We start from the raw sequence: 19,094 nt of genomic DNA, 5'->3' as shown, positions 1-19,094 counted from the left end.
CCATGAAAACAACACGGAAATTCCCGCTCAAGCGAGCCGCCCTCTCGATGGTGATCGCCTCGGCGTTTCCTGTCCAGGCCATGGCCGCCGGGTCGGCCGGGGTAGCCCAGTTCATCGCCGGCGACGTCAATGTGCAGCGAGCGAACGGAAAAACCGAGGCCCTGGCCAAGGGCAAACCGCTTGAAAGCGGTGAATCCATCCTGACGGGCAACGCCGGCCGGGCCCAGGTCCGCTTTTCCGACGGCGGCCTGGTGTCCCTGCAGCCCAACACCGACTTCAAGATCGCCAATTACGTCGACGAGGCCGACCCCAAGCAGGACCGCTTCCTGGTCGACCTGCTGCGCGGCAGCATGCGGGCCATCACCGGCCTGATCGGCAAACGCAACCGAGAAAACTACAAGGTCACCACCACCACGGCCACCATCGGCATACGCGGCTCCGGCTTCAGCGTGGGCTACAACTCCGACGGCTCGCTGGGCATCACGACCGAGCTGGATGCCATCGAGGTCTGCAATGCCGGCGGCTGCGTGGGCCTGACGGCCGGCGAATCGGTGCGCGTCATCAACAGCTCCGAGGCGCCTGTCCGCACCAATGTGCGGGCCAATGTGCCCACGCCACCGCCTACCCAGGAAGTGGCCGTGGCCGGCAACCAGACCACCTCCGACGGCAAACCCGCCATTGTTCCTCCGCCCGCCGCGGCGCCGGCGCCCGTCAAACAGGTGTTCACCGACCTGGCCGCGGCGGTTGCGTTCACCAATCCCTCGACCTCCAACTCGGCGGTCGAAAGCTACTACCCCGAAGCCGGCACGGCCGTGCTGACCAGCTTCCTCAGCGGGAAACCGATCGACTTCGACAGCGTCGACAGCCGCAACGTCCGGACCCAGTTCCGCAGCACGCCCGGCCTCACCACGATGGAAAAGGGTGCGCTGGGCATACCAACCGATGCCGACTTCGTCGGCTGGGGCAGCTGGGTGACAGGGCAAAAAATCGTGGCGGGCTCGACCACCGCGATTGAATCGGTTCACTTCGTGATGGGCCGGCCGACGCCGCTGGCCCAGTTGCCGGCCGACAACATGCAGGGCACCTACCAGTTTGCCGGCGGCACCGCCTTTTCAAGCCTGCTCGGTGCAGGCCAGCTTGTCGGGGGTTCGCTGGTCGCCAACTTCGGCGCCTACGGTGCGGGCCAGGGCTATGGCAGCCTCAACCTCACCACGCGCTTCGGCGGCAACGACTATGGCGTCAGCAGCGAGCTGGACATCAACAACGCCAAAATCACCAACAACTCGGGCGCGAATGTCACCGGTTTTTTCACCGGGAACAATGCCAGCCGTGCCGCGCTGGTCTACAGCACGCCCTCCGCTACCGGTGCAGGCGCCAACGCGGGACAGGTTTCCGGTGCGGCCGTTTTCCAGCAAAGCACCCTGGTCCTTCGACCGCCCCTGTGAGCAGAGCCGCCCTTAGTTCAGCAAGCCAGCCCAGCGCGAAGCCTAAAAAATCCCCGGAGAAACCGCCATGACCTCAAACTTCAAGCTCCAACACACCGTCCTGGCCATGGCGTTAGCCGCCATTTACCCGCTGCAAGCCTCGGCCGCGCCCTCAGCCGGCGTGGCCCAGTTCATCGTGGGCGATGTCAGCGTCCGCCGAGCCGACGGCGGCACCGCACCGCTCACCAAGGGCAAGGACATCGAAAGCGGCCAGGCCATCCTGACCGGCGCCAGCGGCCGCGCACAGGTGCGTTTCACCGACGGCGGGCTGGTGTCTCTGCAGCCCAACACCGAGTTCAAGGTCGCCAACTATGTCGACAAAGCCGATCCCAAGGAAGACCGTTTCCTGGTCGACCTGCTGAGCGGCAGCATGCGGGCCATCACCGGCCTGATCGGCAAGCGCAACCGCGAAAACTACAAGGTCACCACCACCACCGCCACCATCGGCATACGCGGTTCCGGCTTCAATGTCGGCTACAACCCCGACGGCTCGCTGGGCGTGACGACAGAGCTGGACGCCATCGAGGTCTGCAATGCCGGTGGCTGCGTGGGCCTGACGGCCGGCGAATCGGTGCGGGTCATCAACAACACCGATGCGCCCGTGCGCACCAATGTGCGGGCACCGGTGCCAACCCCTCCCCCGACGCAGGATCCTGTAGTTATAGGCAACAACCCCGACCCCGCAGGCCCGGGCGGCATCATCAACAAGCCCACACCCGTCCCCACCCCGCCAGTCAACACCGGCACCTTCACCAACCTCAAGGTGGCGGCGAGCTATTACGTCCCCCTGGTCTCCGGGCCCGGGCCCCAGGTTGGCCCCGTGGTGGCGACCTCCGCGACCCTGGATCTCGGGAAAGTCACGGACTTCACCAGCGGAAGCAACGTTTTCAAGCCGACCGTGGCCAATAGCTTCGGTTCGGCCGGCACCATCGCGGCCGGCGACTTCATCGGATGGGGTACCTGGACGACAGCCACGAAAAACAGCGGGACGAACCTAGCGGATCTCCACTACATCATCGGCCAGCCCACGGCGGTCATGCCCACCACCACCGGCATCGCCACCTACACCCTGATCGGCGCTACGCCGGTCACCGGCTATACCAGCCCCAGCGGGCCGGCGACCGCCATGGGAACGCTCACCTCCGCCTCGATGGCGGTCGATTTCACCAACAGCAAGCTTGGCGTGACCATCAACACCACCCTGGGCAACATCAGCGTGGGAAGCGTCATCGCGATTTCCGGCGCGCAATTCATCTACAGCTCCGGTACAGGCATCTATGTCAACGGATTCTTCACGGGTGTCAACGCCAACCGGGCAGGCCTGGTCTACACCGGGCCGGGTTCAACGATTTTCTCCGGTGCTGCGGCCTTCCAGGCACCGTGAGCCCGGCGCCTCAGCGCAAATAGAATTCCAGGTCGCGCGCTATAGCTTCGGGGCCATGGGTGGCAATCGCCTGATGCATCGCGGCCTCACCGACACGGCGACAGAGTTCAGGCGATTCGCTGAGCGCGATCAGGCTATCGTAGGCTTGCTCCTGGGACTTCACGAGAAAGCCCGATGTGCCATGCACCATCATCTCCGCGTAGCCGCCTGTCTCGTGCGCCACCACCGGCAAGCCCGCCCCCATCGCCTCCAGCACCACGCGGCCATAAGCCTCGATGAACAAGGCCCCCGTCCGGTAGAAAACAGCATCGAGTGAGCCGTAAAACTCCGGCATGCTTTGCGTTCCGGCCGCCAGCAGTTCAATGCCCGCCACCCCGCCCAGCCCCGGCGCCAGGCAGGTGCCGCCCATGATGCGCACCCGGATGCCCCTGCTGGCAAGCATCCGGTAGAGGCTCAGGTCGTCCGGGCTGTGCTTCTCGAGCAGGTCACGGCTGGCACGCCCGACCGTAAAGGGCCCCGGCTTCCGCGTTGCCTCGAATCGTTTTTCAGCCACCCGCAAGAAGGGCTCCAGGTCCAGCATGCTCGGTATCACACGGCCCGGCAGCGCGGCGCTGCGCCGCACAAAATCCGACACGAAAACGATCTCGGGATCGAGCCCGGTTGATTCGCGCACACCCTCGACGATGGCGAAAAGCTGCCCCTGGTTGGAAAGATTGTGGAAAAGAACAATGCGCTTGAAGCGCGTGTACTTGAGCCAGATCCCCGGCTGCAGATGCACGCCGCCGATCAGCAGCGTGCCGTCTTTGGGAAACTGCTGCGCGAAAGGCTGAACCGCGGTAATGCCCTCGCGGGCATAAGCCGGGTGCACCGGCACGTCGGACCACAGCTTGACCGGGCGCCTGCCGGCCAGAAGCCGCCCGAGGTCCAGCAGTTCCCGTTCCGCGCCGGTATATAGCTCACCGAAGCGTCCCAGCAAATGCAGGGGCGCGGCTGGGGCGCTGGCGGACGGATCAGTCATTGACCCGGATTATCCCCGGGGCCGGCACAGGCCGGTGCCACATAATCCCGACATGCAAGATAGCCGACCAGCCGCGCCCGAACAGCCCCCGCTGCCTGCGGCCGCCACAGGCCATGGCGACTGGATGTTGCGCGGCGCACAACTGCATGCGGCCGGCCAGCTTGAACAGGCGCTCTTCGCTTTTGAGCAGGCCCTGGCGCTGAGCCCGCAGGACGTGAATGCCGCGTCGGCCTGCGCGACCTTGCTGAGCCTGCTCGACCGGCCCACGGCTGCCTACAGGACACTGCTGTCGGTGGAGGCCCGGCTGATGCAGGATGCCGACGGCGCGGCCAACCTCGCGATCACGGCCGAAGCCTGCGGCGACCTGGCCAGGACCGATGCCGCTTATGCCAGGGCCCTGCAGCTTGACCCGGCGCACCCGCGCTCACTGAACAACGTCGGCATCCTGGCCGCGGGGTCATCGCGCTGGGACATCGCGATCGGCCTGGCGCAAAAGTGCGCGGAGCTGCAACCCGGCCATGCGCCCTACCATGCCAATCTTGCCGAGTATCTTTCAGGCGCGCGGCGCTATGCCGAGGCCCTCGACGTGGTGACCGCCGCCCTGGCCCAATTCCCTCTCGACAGCGAACTGCGAATACGCCACATCGTCCTTCTCGCCTTCCATGGCGAGCTTAAAAAAGCGGACCTGGCCCTGGCCGGCCTCGACGGCGAAGCGCGCCTGCTTTTTGAAAAATTCCTGTCGAAACTCGATATCCCGGACAAGCTGTACGACCGCACCATCAGCCACGCGCACAAGCTCATGCTTCAGCCGCCCGACGCGTTGCAGATCCATCTTGACCAGGCATTCCGCGGCCTGTCGGCAGGCGACTGGCGAAACAACGACCAGCTCACCACCCTGCTGCGTGCCACCCTTGAAAAAAATGCCGCCACCGGCCTCGGCCGCTACTGGGGTGACGCGCCGTTTTACGGCCTGCTGCTGGATTTGCGGGACGACGAGCTGGCGCAGATGCACAGCGAATCCATCCCCAGCAGCTGGCGCGACATGACGCCTCGCGCTTTGCCATCCATGTCTACGCCTTCACGCTGCGGCCCGGTACCCTGCCGGCCGACTCGCTGCGGCCTCACGCGGCAAGCGTCAGCGAAATCGGTCATATGGCGGCGGCGGAAGCCGCCGGACGCATGCGGCTGGACCAACTGGATATCTATATCGAAATGGCTTCGGATTCGCCCTGGAGCCGGCAAGACATCGCGGCCATGCGGGTGGCGCCGGTGCAATTGCGCCAAGCCGGCCTCTACCAGCGCCATGTGCCCGGGCATTGGGACTACAGCCTGTCGGATCGCTTCGCCCATCCAGACGCCGCCGGGCTTTCACAGGACGGTGCCATCGTCCGCCTGCCGCATGGCTGCTGGCTGGCAAGCGCCGGCAGGCAGGCGCCCGGGCGCACCCTCTCGCGCGAAGACGCGGGGCTGCCCACCGACGCGCTGGTGCTGGCTTCATTCCTCGCGCCGGCAGGCATCGATCCGCACAGTTTTTCCGTGTGGATGAAAATCCTGCGCGGCCTGCCCGATGCCGTGCTGTGGCTTCCCCGCTGCGGCGCGGCGGCGATCAACCTGGCGCGGGAAGCTCAGGCGGCCGGTGTGGGGCCGGCCCGGTTGCTTTTTTCGACGCCCATGGATAGAGGCGAGGCACTGGCCGCCATGCGGCATGCCGACCTGTTTCTGGACACCTTGCGGCTCAATGCCGCGCAGGGCCTGGAAGACGCCTTGCACCTCGGCGTACCGGCGATCACCTGTGCCGGCAACCGCCCTGCATCACGCCTGGGCGGCAGCATCCTCCATGCCGCCGGCCTTGCGCAATGTGTCCTGGACAGCCCCGAAGCCTATCGGGCCGAAGCGGTGCGCCTGGGGCGCGACCCCGGTGCGTTGCAAACCTTGCGGGAACACGTCGAAGCGGCTGCCGCCGGCGCACCACTGTTCGACCTGGCGGCACGCGTGAAGGATTGGGAAGCGGCCTGGACGGTCATGGCCGAGCGCTCACGCGCAGGCTTGCCGCCGGCCGCCTTCGATGTAGCTTCTATCTAAACGGCAGGCTTGCCAGCCGGCACGGGCAATTCACACACCTCGCCCGTGGGCGCAAGGCCGGCCTGCGCCTTGGCTTCGGCGATGCCCACGGCGCGCGGCAAGGCCACCTGGTTCTTCACCGCCGTGAGCTCGGCCAGGATGGAAATCGCGATCTCGGGCGGTGTCTTGCTGCCGATATAAAGGCCTATGGGGCCGTGCAGCTTGCCCAGTTCTTCTTCCGTCATATCGAAGTGTTCGGCCAGCCGTTCGCGGCGGCGCTGGTTGTTCAGCCGCGAGCCGATCGCGCCCACGTAAAACGCCGGCGAACGCAGCGCCTCCATCAACGCCAGGTCGTCCAGCTTGGGGTCGTGCGTGAGGGCGATCACGGCGCAGCGCGCGTCCAGCTTCATGGCTTGCACCACGTCGTCGGGCATGCCGGTGGCCAGTTCCACGCCCTCGACCTGCCAGCTGTCGCGGTACTCTTCGCGCGGGTCGCACACCGTCACGGCGTAGTCCATGCCCTGCGCGATCTGCGCCACAAAGCGCGACAGCTGCCCCGCGCCAATGACCAGCAGGCGCCAGCGCGGGCCGTGCAAGGTCACCAGCGCGGCTTCCGACACCTGCATGGACTGTGTGGGCTGGGCCGTACTGAGCGTCACCGCGCCGGTATGCAGGTCCAGACGGCGCGCCACCAGCTCGCCGGCCTGCAGGCGCCGCAGCAATTCCTCGATGCGGCTGTCCGTCGACAGCGGCTCAATCGCCAGTTCGATGGTTCCGCCACAGGGCAGGCCGAAGCGGCGCGCCTCGTCGGCCGACACGCCGTAGGTGACGATGGCCGGCCGCGCACGGTCCAGGCCCTCACGCCGGGCCCGGTCAATCATGTCGTCTTCAATGCAGCCGCCCGAGACCGATCCCACCACCCGGCCGTCCTCGCAGATCGCCAGCATGGAGCCTTCGGGCCGCGGGCTGGAGCCCCAGGTCTTGAGCACGGTGACCAGTTCGCAGCGCAGGCCCGCGGCCAGCCACTGCGAGCAGGTTTTCAGAACTTCGAGGTCAATGTTGTCCATGCGCCGGATGCTAGCAGTCCATGCTCATCTCTGCCTCGATCCCGGCGCCAACCCCATATCTCGTCAGGCTTTGGCCAGGTTGTCATTGAGCGGCAGCGTACGCACCCGCTTGCCGGTGGCCGCGAACACGGCGTTGGCCACCGCCGGCGCCACCAGCGCCGTCGCCGGCTCGCCGATGCCGCCGGGTTTTTCGGTGCTGGGCACCAGGGTGATGTCCATCACCGGCGACTCATGCATGCGCAGCACCGGGTAGTCGCCGAAATTGGTCTGCTGTACCCGGCCCTTGTCCAGCGTGATCTGGTTGTTCAGCGCGGCCGAGAGGCCAAAAATGAGACTGGACTGGATCTGCGCCTGCACCGTGTCGGGATTCACCATGCGGCCCAGGTCGGCCACCACCGTCATCTTGTGCACCGTGACCTGGTTGTCCTTCACCGACACCTCGGCCACCTGGGCCATATAGGTGTCATAGCCCTCCATCAGCGCGATGCCGCGGCTGCGGCCGGCCGGCGCCGGCGTGCCCCAGCCGGATTTCTCGGCTGCCATCTTCAGCACATTGGCAAAGCGCGGCTGCTTGTCCAGCAGCGACATGCGGTAGGCATACGGGTCCTTGCCCGCGGCCAACGCCATTTCATCGACAAAACTTTCGTTGGCGAAAGCATTGAGCGCATGGCTCACCGAGCGCCAGTAGCCCGCACGCAGCCCGGTGTCGTGGATCACCAGGTCGTACTGCGTATTGGGAATGTCGTAAGGCATCACGCCGGCTTCGGCCATGAAAGGGTCCAGCGTGTCCTTGGGCAGGCCGAAGGCGCGCTGCGTGATGGACTGCGAGGTCACCTTGAAGTTAAGCGCCACCGGCTTGCCGTCGGCCCCCAGGCCGGCGGAGAGCTGGTTGACGGCCATGGGCCGGTAGAAGTCATGCGTGGTGTCGTCCTCGCGGCTCCAGAGCAGCTTGACGGGCTTGCCCACCGCCTTGGAGATCTGCGCCGCCTGCACGATGAAGTCCAGCTCCAGCCGGCGGCCGAAGCCGCCGCCCAGGAAGGTGGTCTTCAGTGTGATGTCTTCCGGCTTGATGCCCAGCGCCGCCGCCACACTGCCTTCCGCGCCCTGCTGGAACTGCGTCGGGCCTATCAGCAGGATCTTGCCGTTCTTGTAGTCGGCCGTGAAGTTCATGGGCTCCAGCGTGGCGTGCGCCAGCAGCGGCGACACGTACTCGGCCTTCAGCGTCTTGGCCGCGCCCTTCATCGCGCCCGCCGCGTCGCCCTTGGCCGGCACGATGGGAATCACCTTGCCGCTATCGGCCGCCTTGCGTATGCCGTCCAGCATGCTGGCATTGCTGATGGCCGCGACCGGGCCTTCGTCCCACTGCACCGTGAGGGCCTGGCGCGCCTTGAAGGCATGCCAGTAGCTGTCAGCCACCACCGCCACGCCGTCGGGAATCTGCACCACGTCGATCACGCCCGGCATGGCTTTGGCCTTGGTCGCGTCAAAACTGGTGACCTTGCCGCCAATCACCGGGCATTGCTGCAAGCTCGCGTAGACCATACCCGGCAGCTTCACGTCAATGCCAAATTCGGCCGTGCCGTTGACTTTCATCGGCGTATCCAGCCGCTTGGTGGGCTTGCCGATGACGGTGAAATCTTTCGGGTCTTTGAGCGCCACTTTCTCGGGCACCGGCAGCTTCGATGCCGCCTCGGCCAGGGAGCCGTAAGTCGCCTTCTTGCCCTTCGGGCCTGTGACCATGCCGTTTTCGGCCTTGAGCGTCGACGCATCCACATTCCACTTGGCCGCCGCCGCCGACACCAGCATCATGCGCACCTGCGCGCCGGCAATGCGCAGCTTCTCCCAGCCGTCGCGCACCGAGGTCGAGCCGCCCGTGATCTGCGCGCCCAGCAAGGCGTTGGTGTAGACCTTGCCCGGCGGCGCGATCGCGACCTTGACCTTGCGGATGTCGACGTTGAGCTCTTCGGCGATCAGCATGGGCATGGAGGTGTACACGCCCTGCCCCATCTCGGAGCGGGCCGACAACAAGGTGATGGTGTTGTCGTCGGCAATGTGCACCCAGGCGTTGGGCGTGTAAAGCGTGCCGGCGGCCTGCGCCGACGGTACGCCCAGCGTGACGCCCAGCATCAGCCCGCCCCCCGCAACCGTCAGGGCCGACGAGGTCTTGAGGAAGGTGCGGCGGTTCGGAGAAATCAGTGAGGTGATGGTCATGATGGTTCTCCTCAGGCTTTACGCAGGGTGGAAGCGGCATCCTTGATCGCCGCCTTGATGCGCGGGTAGGTGCCGCAGCGGCAGATGTTGCCGCTCATCGCGGCGTCGATGTCGGCGTCGCTGGGATTTTTGTTGCCTTGGAGCAGCGCCGCCGCGCTCATCAGCTGGCCCGACTGGCAGTAGCCGCACTGCGGCACGTCATGCTTGATCCACGCCACCTGCAGCGGGTGCGTGTTGTTGCGGGATAAGCTTTCAATCGTCGCCACCTTCTGCCCCGCCGCCGCCGACAGCGGCGTCTGGCAGGAGCGCACCGGCTTGCCATTGAGGTGCACGGTGCAGGCGCCGCACAAGGCGGCGCCGCAGCCGAACTTGGTGCCGGTCATGCCCAGTTCATCGCGTATCACCCACAACAGGGGTGTGTCGGGCTCGGCATTGACGGAAACGGCGCGGCCGTTCACGTYGAGTTTTGTTGTCATCGGGGTCCCCTTTGTTGAATCTCTGTCTGTCATCACAGGATCGGGCAGGCCCCCAAGTCAGCTACTACCCGAAGGCCTTGCGGGACTCATGCTACGGCTGGGCTTTGGGGGGTATCCGGGTAGAAACCCTTGGGTGAAACAAAGTGTCGAGAAGATTTCTCAAGATGAGACAACAGATTACTTGATCCCAACTCACCAAATTAGAGGAGGCGCTCCTGTTGGGCTTCTTCTAGACTGAACAAACCTTCTCAGCAGTCCCGCCTGGGGACTACGAGTCCATCTGAATGTTGGCAGCGACACCAGTTAATTTATTAACCTAAAGAGTGAATACATATGCTTGGCCAAGTCAAAAAAGATACGAAAGAGCACGTTACCCCGATAGCAGCGAAGCTTAAAGAAGGCCGCTCTGTAATTCGACCTGTTAGTCAAGTCACACTTCGCCTAAAACCAATAGAGGGGAAAGATCGCTACGCATCTACTGTGGACAGCATTTTGCGATGGATGGCTCAACGCGCAGGAAAAACTCTTCCTAACGATGCGTGGCAGCGCAGATCTTTTGAGCTATCGGACATTGGTGCGCAGAGAACTGCAGCAGTGGCCTTAGTAGAGCCTCGCTATTGGGCTGCAAGACTTGACGACGCTGACAAAATCTTCCCTTTGAGGACCTGGATAACAGAAATAGGTGTGGGGATAGATTCAGATGGAGACACGCTTTTCGGAGCTCGATTAGTTTGCGCCAATAGAGGAGCCGAGGTCGCCTTTGATCGATCTATCCCTGGTTTTGTAAAACAAGTTATCACAGCAGGTCCGGCTGAACTCAATGGTCAACTACTGAGTAAACAGGTAAGGTTGCTAACTTCCGAGGATGAAATTGACGACCTCGTTCGCTTAATGGAGGACCCGAGACGCCATTGCGACGTCATCATTTTCTCGCTGCCGGAGAACTCCCTCGATGTGAAAGACGCCGCTGCCTCAGTGAAAGCTGTTCATGACGGGACCTTAGGCTCAACTCATGTATTTGCGATAACAGGAGCAGCAAGCTTCTTTCTCACGGACAGGGTTGGGCGAGAACTCTCAGTTTTTCATCGAGGGGTAAGAACATATCGCCCTGGATTTCGCTCTTGGATCGATCAGCCCTCCAATCATCCACTCGCTCTGTCACATCGCATCGTCGATTGGCCGGGAGGCGGTGCGCAGGCATTTGAACGCTGGTTAATCAATCAATCCCTAGCGAATACAGTTTATGGAATTGATAGAGAAAGAGAATTACCGGGATTCAACGCAGTTCGCCAGCACGCGGCAATGGCCGAGCGAAAAAATCTAAAAGAAGCTGGTGGATCTGATGTGGAGTTGCTAAAACTTTTTGAGCAGGATAACGACCAACTAAGAAAAGAACTCCAAGAGCAGAAGGAACAATATGACGGCCTTCTGGCCACTGCGGACACTGAAAGAGAGATGGCAATTCAAGATGCCAACGCTGCGCGCTCTCTGGCGCTAGAACGCCTAAACAGAATTCGGCTACTAGATCAACGCTTGGCAGAAATTTCGCAGAAGCCCGTCATCGCCATCCCAGAGTCACTCAACCTCTTTGAAGATTGGTGCAAAGAGCATCTCGTGGGGTCTGTAGAAATGACCAATCGAGCATATCAAGGCATCCGAAAATCGAACTACCWCGATCCGCAATTCATCTATCGTTCGCTGCTCTTGCTTCGTGATTTTTATGTACCAATGAGGATCGACAACAGCGCTGAGCGTCGTCAACTCTACGAAGGCGCATTGGCGGATCTCCAGCTAGAAGAGAGTTCTACTGGAGAAGGAGTCAAGTACGCTGCAGATTTGTATTCGGTTCAGTATGGCGGTAGCCGAAGGTCCCTGGACAGACATCTGAAAGGCGGCGATTCGCGAGATCGTAGATACGGCTTCAGGCTTTATTTTTTCTGGGATGACGACGAGCAGATAGTTGTGGTCGGATGGCTTCCATCGCATCTCGACAATCGAGGGAGTTAGGGTGGATAAACATCATCGGCACTTTGACACAGTTTCTCTTTTCCAACTCTCACCCCGCCACCCGATCCCGAATCTGCTGCAAAGCCGCCGGATCATCCATGGTCGTCAGATCCCCCGCATCCCTGCCCTCGCATACCGCCTGGATCGCACGGCGCAGCATCTTGCCGCTGCGGGTCTTGGGCAGGGCCGTCACAAAAAGCACGCGCGACGGCCGTGCGACCGCGCCTAAATCGCCGTCCACGCGTTTCATGATTTCGCCTTCGAGCTTGAGGGCGGCCGCGCTGTCGGTAAGCACGGTGGCATCCCTGGGCACGGCAAAGGCCATGGCCACCTGGCCTTTGAGTGCATCGGCTACGCCGACCACGGCTACTTCGGCCACCTGTGCGTGGCCTGAAATGCTCTCCTCGATCTCACGTGTGCCCAGGCGATGGCCTGCCACATTGATCACGTCGTCGGTGCGGCCCAGGATGAAAAAATAGCCGTCTTCGTCGCGTATGCCCCAGTCGAAGGTGCTGTAAACCATCTTGCCGGGCACACTCTTCCAGTAGGTGTTGACGAAGCGCGCATCGTCCTTCCAGATGGTCTGCATGAAGCCCGGCGGTGTCGGGCCCTCAATCACCACCACGCCTTTTTCGTTGGGCTGCGTCAGCTCTTCGCCGGTGGACTCGTGCAGGATCTTGACCTTGTAGCCGTACATAGGCACGCCGGGGCTGCCGAAGCGGCTGGCTTTCTTTTCAACGCCGTTGGCGATGGTGATGATGGGCCAGCCTGATTCGGTCTGCCAGTAGTTGTCGATGATGGGCACGTTCAGGCCCTCGCTGATCCAGCGCGCCGTGGGTTCATCGAGCGGCTCGCCGSCCAGATACAAGGCGCGCAGGCTGGAGAGGTCGTGTTTTTTGAGCAGGGCCGGGTCCTGCTTTTTGAGCACGCGCACGGCGGTGGGCGCGCTGAACATGCCGGTGACCTTGTATTTTTCGACCAGGCTCCACCAGATCGCGCCGTTGGGCTGCTGGTCCATGCCTTGCGTGGGCAGGCCTTCATACATGATGGTCGCCATGCCGGCGATCAGCGGGCCATAGACGATGTAGCTGTGGCCCACCACCCAGCCGATGTCGCTGGTCGAAAAATAGGTTTCACCGGCGCGGCCGTCGAAGATGTGTTTCATGCTGGCGGCCAGCGCCACGGCATAACCGCCGGTGTCGCGCTGCACGCCCTTGGGCTTGCCGGTGGTGCCGCTGGTGTAGATGGTGTAGCTGATGGCGGTGGAGTCCAGCCATTCGCAATGCACCTGGGCGTGCAGGTATTTGGCGCGCAGCGTCTCCCAATGCAGGTCGCGGCCGGCCACCATGGGCATGGGCGCCAGGCCGCGGTCGACCAGCAGCACGGCTTMGGGCTGGTGCTTGGCCAGGCGGATGGCTTCGTCGAGCAAGGGCTTGTACGCCACCACCTTGCCGCCGCGCGAGCCGGCGTCGGCGCTGATGATCACGCGCGGCGCGGCGTCGTCGATGCGCGAAGCCAGCGAGCCGCTGGCAAAACCGCCGAACACCACGCAGTGGATGGCCCCTATGCGCGCGCAGGCCAGCATCGCAAAGGCCGCTTCGGCAATCATGGGCATGTAGATCAGCACACGGTCGCCCTTGACCACGCCCATGGCCAGCAGGCTGGCGGCCATGCGCTGCACTTCGGCGTGCAACTCACGAAAGGTGTAGGTTTTTTCAATACCGGTTTCGCTGGAGACGTAAATCAGCGCCGCCTGGTCGGGCCTGTCCTTGAGGTGCCTGTCCACCGCGTTGTGGCACAGATTGGTCTGCCCGCCCTCAAACCACTGGGCAAACGGCGGCTTGTCGTCGTTGCAGACGCGGGTGAAGGGTTTGTGCCAGTCGATCAGCTTGGCCTGCTCGGCCCAGAAGGCCTCGGGCTGGTCTATGGACTGGCGGTAGAAATCTGCGTAGCTCGTCATCGCTTGTCTCCGTTTTTAATTTTTAGATTCTTCAGATTTTGACGACTACACGGCCGCGCACCTTGCCCGACATCAAGTCGGCCGCTTTTTCTGCGGCTTTCGCCATCGGAATCTCCTCCAGCATGGTTTCGAGCTTCGCGGTGTCCAGGTCTTTTGCCAACCSGTCCCAGGCCTGTTGGCGTTTGGCCAGGGGCGCCATCACGCTGTCRATRCCSRCCAGSGTCACGCTGCGCAGGATRAAMGGCATSACCGTCGCSGGGAAATCCGCGCCCTGCGCCAGSCCGCAGGCCGTCACCACACCGCCGTAGCGCGTCTGCGCGCAGGCGTTGGCCAGCGTGTGCGAGCCGACCGCATCAATCACACCCGCCCAGCGTTCTTTTTGCAGCGGCTTGCCGGGCGCAGACAGTTCAGCCCGGTCAATCACGCTGCCGGCGCCCAGTTGCTTCAGGTAGGCCTCCTCGCTGGCTTTGCCGGTGGCGGCCACCACGGTGTAGCCCAGCTTGGCCAGCAAGGCCACGGCCACGCTGCCCACACCGCCGGTGGCACCCGTCACGAGCACTTCGCCGTCGCCGGGCTTCACGCCGTGCTGCTCAAGCGCCAGCACGCTGAGCATGGCGGTGTAGCCGGCCGTGCCTATGGCCATGGCCTGGCGCGACGTGAAGGCCGCCGGCAGCTTAACCAGCCAGTCGCCCTGCAGGCGCGCGCGTTCGGCCATCAGGCCCCAGCGCGTTTCGCCGACTCCCCAGCCGTTGTGCACAAACCGGTCGCCGGCCTTCCAGCCCGCATGCGTCGACTCCAACACGGTGCCCGCACCGTCAATGCCCGCGACCATGGGCCAGTTGCGCACCACCGGCCCTTTGTTGGTGATGGCCAGGCCGTCCTTGTAATTGAGGGTGGAGTATTCGACCTGCACCAGCACATCGCCGGCGGGAAGCCGGGCCTCATCGGTATCGGTCACCGCCGCCGAAAAACCGGCGTCGGACTTGCTGAGCAGAAGGGACTTGAACACGGCGTTGTCTCCAGTGGATTGTTGTTTCAGGTGCCGGAAAACGATGGAAAACCAGCAAAACTGAATTCTTAATTATGGATAACGGGCTTTCAGGAGGCTGATGGCGCCTCCAAGGACGCGGAATTCATGACAAGTTTCGACTGAGGAGGATGCTCTGCAGGTTCAAGCGTGCGCTAGTCCCGCAAGATCGCCTCCCCGGTCCGCGGGTTGACAAGGGTCACGTTCTCAAGCGCCCGAATGCGCCAGGTATCGTGCTGTCTCGTCAACACGGCAAGGATCAGCGTATCCACCACGTGTGGCCCGGCCGGGTGGACGGCGCCGGCAGCCAGGCGACTCCAGAAATGGATGACCGCAGCCCCGTCGGCAATAAGGGAGATATCGATCAGCTCGTTCTGGAGCGTGGAGTCGCGATAGATGGTTTCGTGAATCGGAACGTGGAGTGCCACGATCTCTTCAACGCCCCGGACATAGTGCCCAAAGCGATTCACGAAGCTTGCGTCGGGGTCGAACAGCTCACCCAAAGCCACCATGTCGTGCGCATTCCAGGCATCTTGAAAGGCGCCCGGTGCATCTTCAGGTTTTTTCATCTTGGTCATGTCCTATTGCCACGACTGGGACGCCGTTTTACAGCGGCGTCTCCCATCAATTGATGATTTTGCCCATGCCATTCTCGATACGGGCTCTCAGTTGTTGAATGAACTCTGGGTCATAGAGTTCCCAGCTTTCGAGTTCGCCAACAATTTTTAAAGGCAGCCTGCTTCGATAGGACCGCGTCGGGTTGCCCGGGAACTTCTTGCCTGTCACGTTGGGATCGTTCTCGAACTCTCCCGTCGGCTCAACAATGTAGACCCGCGGCCTGCCGCAGCCTTTGGCTATTTCCGCGGCAAGCCCGGCGCCTTTGGGAATGGCGGTGAAATAAATGTGATTCATCACGACGCTTTCGTCGTAGTTCGATGTAAAGCCTGAACTCAGCAGGTCGCCTGGCTGCAATTCGGCTTTCGTGCCATGAAAAAAAGGGCCTGTGTCCAAAGCTGCCATAAGTTGTCAGGTGAAAACGGGGGTGATGTTGTGCCCCCAGTTCAGGTTCATTTCGCGGCGATCAGCGCAGGACCGACATCCATGCCGTCGTAGGACGCCAACCCATGTTTCTCAGCGAACTAGCGGCGGAGCCGCTTCCTTCCGTTGTGGGGAGCCCACACAGGAAGAGTTAGGCATTCGGCACCTACTTCGTGGAGTAAGTGTCGAGGAACTTCCCGACGAAATTACCTTCCTCCGTTCCGTCGGGCTTGGTAATGAGCCAGTCGATCATCGCCGCCTCCTGAAAAGAATACACATCGCCGCGGCGGAAACCTTCAACCAGCTCGATGTCACTCCATATCTTTCCTGTAACCAAGCCGTTGCGAATGCTCTGTACCGCAACAAAGACCTGCTCCACGTTTCCCTTCCTGTCGGAGAGGCGCGTAGTGAGAAAGAATGAATGACCTCTCGGGAGCCCGGCAAGGAACCGCTGCTTTGCCTGTGGATATGAGGCCTTTGCTTGAGCAACGTACGGCGCAATTGCTTTCTCCATGCGCGCCGCCGATTCGGCGCGAACAGGATTGTCTTTCGGAGCGTTTGGCGCCAACGAAGGATCGGCGGCGAGACTGCAGGTTGCCAGCAGCCCGAGAAGCGCGGAGACAAAAGCGTGTTTCATAGTGTCGATGGATTGGTGGTGCCTGGCGTTTGACTTAAGCGGACCGCCTTGGGCTGGTCCGCTTGAAGAAAGAGTCAGCCGCCACCGCACTTCACCCCCGAACAGGACTCGTGAATGGGCACTGAAACCCCGCACCGTGACCGGACAGCTTCATCGATCGCAAGCATACCCGGGTAAAGGGTATCGATGGTGCTTTGAGGTGGCGTGCAGTTGAGGCAGCCGTAGCTGTGATGGTAGGTAGCGGAGCCATCGTGGCGCGCCACAAAATAGAGATTGCTCTTGATGTCTTTGTATTCGTACCAGAATCGATGCACCTGATCTGGCCTTTCAATTCCGTGAAGCGTCAGCGGTCGGCTACCTAACTCCCAGGAATAGCTGACGTTCCTTACACCCTCAACGGATGAGACGGCGTCCTGGACGCACCGGGCTGGCGGGGCCGAGGGCATCGGGTCGGTGTAGCGCGCAACGCCATGTATGTGGTCGCAGCCGGTAGCAAGCGCTGAGATGGCCAGGAGCAAGACTCGCATCTGCGGCGTCGAACGTTTAAGAGGAGAGGCGTGACCCGACTTGCAGGGATACGCCTTGTCGATCGACCTATTAGCCGGCATGAGTGAGTTCCCCTCGAAAACTAACACGCGTACCGACATGAAGTTGAAAGGCCATCTCCGTCGACACGTTGATCTTCCCGCCCTCGTCATTAATTTGGCAAATGAATTCATCCGCTGCTGCTATTTCAGATACAACTCCAAAGACCACCGTGTGCGGAGATTTGGCGATTGGCTGAAAGAAACTCAGTTGCCTGTCGATGGACTCAGCGCTCACTTTGGTCACGAACACGAGCTTGACCTCGACATCGATGTCATGTCCTGCCAAGTAAGTTTGGCAACGCTCCTGGCCGGTCATGTACTGCGTCGGCACCGGCACGGAAAATGCCATGCGCGCCCCGGTACCGCGCAGTTCGACGAGAACCGTGCGCTCGCACCCGTCAGCTTGCACATCGACAATTTGGCCTACAAGCTGCATCGGCTGCCGTGCCGGCTAACGGATGAAAGGGACTTCCCCGTCCCAAGTGTCGAGGCCATACTCTGCCGTCATATTGAGAACGCGATAACCGTGCACTTTTTTCTCCTGCGGCCTGGTAACCAGAACGAGGTAGACGTTCTTCACCCCCCAGTTGAAGAGAATGTGGCAAAAGTGGTTGAGATCATTCATGTAGACGAAGTGAATGTCTATGTCCTCACGGGTGGTTGGTAACGAAAGCTGTTGAATCAGCTTATCCATGACCTCGCCAATCGGAAATGGATGATAAGAATTGTCCTCGGCCTCAATTAGGCGCATTGGCGTGGCCATGGTGGCAACGTATTGCTCATGCGTGAGCTCTGGGCACTTCATGGCGAGCATGCGTAGGAGTTTCTGCAGGATTGACGTAATTTAGACCCCAAACCGTGCGGTATAACTTTGCGGCCGCAGTTTAACTTGACCATCGAATCCCTGCAGAACCTCTTGTTTATCGGAACCTCAACAAACATTTGTATTTTTAGCATGGCTTGAAGCAACCCGCCGAACTTTCGCCAGCGCACTCCCTTTCGCCTATACACCGCCYGGAAACCGGATCAGCGGATACATCAGCAATACCGCCGCGATCAGCGCCGCCAGGGTGCGCACATGGTTCCACATCGTCCAGCCGGCCACATAGCCGCGCCAGAAACCGGTGGCCTCCGGGCTGGCCGGGTCTTGCCGCGCCAGCGCGTTGTTTCGCGGCACATTAAAAACCATGGTGACGCCGAAAGTGCCCACGATATAGAACAGGCTTCCCACCACAACGCAAAGCGCGCCAGCCGCTTGCCAGTGCATCACAGCGTAGACAAGAAGCACGGCGCAGGCTAGCGCGGTACCCATGAAGAGTCCCAGGAAACCCGGGTTGAGTACCACGACATTGATGGACTGCATGGCGGCAATGCCCGAGGGCGGGCTGATGCGGGCCAGGGCACCCATCACGAAGCTGGAGAACGCCAGGAAAATGCCGGCGATGAGCGCGCAGCCCAGGGCCGTGAGAAAGGTCAGCGCAAAGAGCCAGGTGTCAGCAGCCGGCATGGAATCCTCACAATCGGTGCGARATCGAGGAACTACTGTAATGCCGCGGGGCAATGGCGACAACCGTGCGCGACCGCCCGGCAACTACCTCACGGCACCTGCGGGGTCGCGGTGAAAGGCAATCAGCCCATCGATCTCGTCCTGGGTAAATGTTTCCTGGTAGATCGGAACGTACTATCTGAAAGCTTCGAGCTCCACACCATTGGTCGCTCCCATAAGGCCGAAGATCAACACATGTTCGGAAGTGGCTCTGAACTCCTTCCATCCGGGGATGGGTTTCGCAAGAACGACCAGGCTTCCCCGGGGCACTCGGCAAAGAGCGAAGTACGGCAGGAGTTGGTACGTTCCTTCTCCAGGTGAACTTAGCGTCGCAATGCAAACGGGCGGAATCGGCACTGACCGATCCACCCTTAAAAGTTGGGAAGGATCGACGCGATAGAGCTGGGCTTTCCGATCATCGTCGCTGCGAATTGTCTTGGGCGCATCGGCTTTTTTTGACATCGCCAGGCCCCAGCCGTCTCCCATCTTTGACACGGCATAGATCGTTGAATCCTCTTCGCCAGCCAGTCGGTAGTTGCCGGTAAATGGGTCGTTCGCCGGCTGGGACGCGCAACCGAGCAAAGTAGCCAC

Annotated in this window: 19 protein-coding genes; 5 read left to right on the top strand and 14 right to left on the bottom strand. The window is 61.8% G+C overall.

What is annotated here, in order from left to right:
* The first annotated feature begins 2 nt into the window (after nt 1-2).
* Together AC1D0P_RS11370 and AC1D0P_RS11365 are read left to right on the top strand one after the other, a co-directional pair.
* The gene (locus AC1D0P_RS11370; RefSeq protein WP_477676836.1) at nt 3-1,445 is read left to right on the top strand and encodes a FecR family protein; all 1,443 of its coding nucleotides are present in this window, start codon (nt 3-5) and stop codon (nt 1,443-1,445) included.
* A 67-nt stretch (nt 1,446-1,512) separates the two neighbouring features.
* Entirely contained in the window at nt 1,513-2,868 is a 1,356-nt protein-coding gene (locus AC1D0P_RS11365) for a FecR family protein (protein ID WP_477676835.1), read from the top strand.
* 10 nt (nt 2,869-2,878) lie between these two features.
* Here AC1D0P_RS11365 and AC1D0P_RS11360 read toward each other — a convergent pair whose 3' ends face one another.
* Nucleotides 2,879-3,844, bottom strand: coding sequence for a glycosyltransferase family 4 protein (locus AC1D0P_RS11360; RefSeq protein WP_477676834.1), 966 nt, complete (start codon nt 3,842-3,844; stop codon nt 2,879-2,881).
* Between the two features lie 94 nt (nt 3,845-3,938).
* On the opposite strand from AC1D0P_RS11360, the gene AC1D0P_RS11355 reads away from it, so the two are divergent.
* Nucleotides 3,939-5,432: a tetratricopeptide repeat protein gene (locus AC1D0P_RS11355; protein ID WP_477676833.1), complete on the top strand. Its 1,494-nt coding sequence runs from the start codon at nt 3,939-3,941 to the stop codon at nt 5,430-5,432.
* Nucleotides 5,372-5,968 (top strand): O-linked N-acetylglucosamine transferase family protein, encoded by a 597-nt coding sequence (locus tag AC1D0P_RS11350; RefSeq protein ID WP_477676832.1) that lies wholly within the window; start codon nt 5,372-5,374, stop codon nt 5,966-5,968. The genes AC1D0P_RS11355 and AC1D0P_RS11350 overlap by 61 nt, the downstream gene beginning before the upstream one ends.
* Here the strand turns inward: AC1D0P_RS11350 and AC1D0P_RS11345 are convergent.
* From AC1D0P_RS11345 to AC1D0P_RS11335, 3 genes are all read right to left on the bottom strand, one after another.
* Complete coding sequence (locus tag AC1D0P_RS11345; RefSeq protein WP_477676831.1) at nt 5,965-7,014, bottom strand: XdhC family protein; 1,050 nt, start codon at nt 7,012-7,014, stop codon at nt 5,965-5,967. The genes AC1D0P_RS11350 and AC1D0P_RS11345 overlap by 4 nt on opposite strands.
* Before the next feature lie 63 nt (nt 7,015-7,077).
* On the bottom strand, nt 7,078-9,225 hold the full coding sequence (locus AC1D0P_RS11340; RefSeq protein ID WP_477676830.1) for a xanthine dehydrogenase family protein molybdopterin-binding subunit: 2,148 nt from the start codon (nt 9,223-9,225) through the stop codon (nt 7,078-7,080).
* Between the two features lie 11 nt (nt 9,226-9,236).
* On the bottom strand, nt 9,237-9,701 hold the full coding sequence (locus tag AC1D0P_RS11335; protein WP_477676829.1) for a (2Fe-2S)-binding protein: 465 nt from the start codon (nt 9,699-9,701) through the stop codon (nt 9,237-9,239).
* A 333-nt stretch (nt 9,702-10,034) separates the two neighbouring features.
* Here AC1D0P_RS11335 and AC1D0P_RS11330 point away from each other — a divergent pair, with 333 nt between their 5' ends.
* On the top strand, nt 10,035-11,708 hold the full coding sequence (locus AC1D0P_RS11330) for a hypothetical protein (RefSeq protein ID WP_477676828.1): 1,674 nt from the start codon (nt 10,035-10,037) through the stop codon (nt 11,706-11,708).
* A gap of 49 nt (nt 11,709-11,757) precedes the next feature.
* Here AC1D0P_RS11330 and AC1D0P_RS11325 read toward each other — a convergent pair whose 3' ends face one another.
* From AC1D0P_RS11325 to AC1D0P_RS11280, 10 genes are all read right to left on the bottom strand, one after another.
* Entirely contained in the window at nt 11,758-13,668 is a 1,911-nt protein-coding gene (locus AC1D0P_RS11325) for a propionate--CoA ligase (RefSeq protein WP_477676827.1), read from the bottom strand.
* A gap of 31 nt (nt 13,669-13,699) precedes the next feature.
* Entirely contained in the window at nt 13,700-14,677 is a 978-nt protein-coding gene (gene acuI, locus AC1D0P_RS11320; RefSeq protein WP_477676826.1) for an acrylyl-CoA reductase (NADPH), read from the bottom strand.
* 173 nt (nt 14,678-14,850) lie between these two features.
* Nucleotides 14,851-15,273 carry an SgcJ/EcaC family oxidoreductase gene (locus tag AC1D0P_RS11315; protein WP_477676825.1) on the bottom strand — a complete coding sequence of 141 codons (423 nt, stop codon included), beginning with the start codon at nt 15,271-15,273 and terminating at the stop codon, nt 14,851-14,853.
* Nucleotides 15,274-15,319: 46 nt separating this feature from the next.
* Nucleotides 15,320-15,715 carry an NAD(+)--rifampin ADP-ribosyltransferase gene (arr, locus tag AC1D0P_RS11310; RefSeq protein WP_477676824.1) on the bottom strand — a complete coding sequence of 132 codons (396 nt, stop codon included), beginning with the start codon at nt 15,713-15,715 and terminating at the stop codon, nt 15,320-15,322.
* 184 nt (nt 15,716-15,899) lie between these two features.
* The gene (locus tag AC1D0P_RS11305) at nt 15,900-16,370 is read right to left on the bottom strand and encodes a hypothetical protein (RefSeq protein ID WP_477676823.1); all 471 of its coding nucleotides are present in this window, start codon (nt 16,368-16,370) and stop codon (nt 15,900-15,902) included.
* 597 nt (nt 16,371-16,967) lie between these two features.
* Nucleotides 16,968-17,393 carry a hypothetical protein gene (locus AC1D0P_RS11300; RefSeq protein ID WP_477676822.1) on the bottom strand — a complete coding sequence of 142 codons (426 nt, stop codon included), beginning with the start codon at nt 17,391-17,393 and terminating at the stop codon, nt 16,968-16,970.
* A 15-nt stretch (nt 17,394-17,408) separates the two neighbouring features.
* Nucleotides 17,409-17,771: a hypothetical protein gene (locus tag AC1D0P_RS11295; RefSeq protein WP_477676821.1), complete on the bottom strand. Its 363-nt coding sequence runs from the start codon at nt 17,769-17,771 to the stop codon at nt 17,409-17,411.
* Nucleotides 17,772-17,960: 189 nt separating this feature from the next.
* Nucleotides 17,961-18,464, bottom strand: coding sequence for an anthrone oxygenase family protein (locus tag AC1D0P_RS11290; RefSeq protein ID WP_477676820.1), 504 nt, complete (start codon nt 18,462-18,464; stop codon nt 17,961-17,963).
* Nucleotides 18,465-18,548: 84 nt separating this feature from the next.
* Nucleotides 18,549-18,629 carry a DUF2059 domain-containing protein gene (locus tag AC1D0P_RS11285; RefSeq protein ID WP_477676848.1) on the bottom strand — a complete coding sequence of 27 codons (81 nt, stop codon included), beginning with the start codon at nt 18,627-18,629 and terminating at the stop codon, nt 18,549-18,551.
* Between the two features lie 9 nt (nt 18,630-18,638).
* A partial coding sequence (locus AC1D0P_RS11280; RefSeq protein ID WP_477676819.1) for a hypothetical protein occupies nt 18,639-19,094 on the bottom strand: 456 nt, incomplete at its 5' end.

Source organism: Polaromonas sp. P1_G2, assembly GCF_056405515.1.
This window is presented reverse-complemented; position numbering and strand designations above follow the sequence as displayed.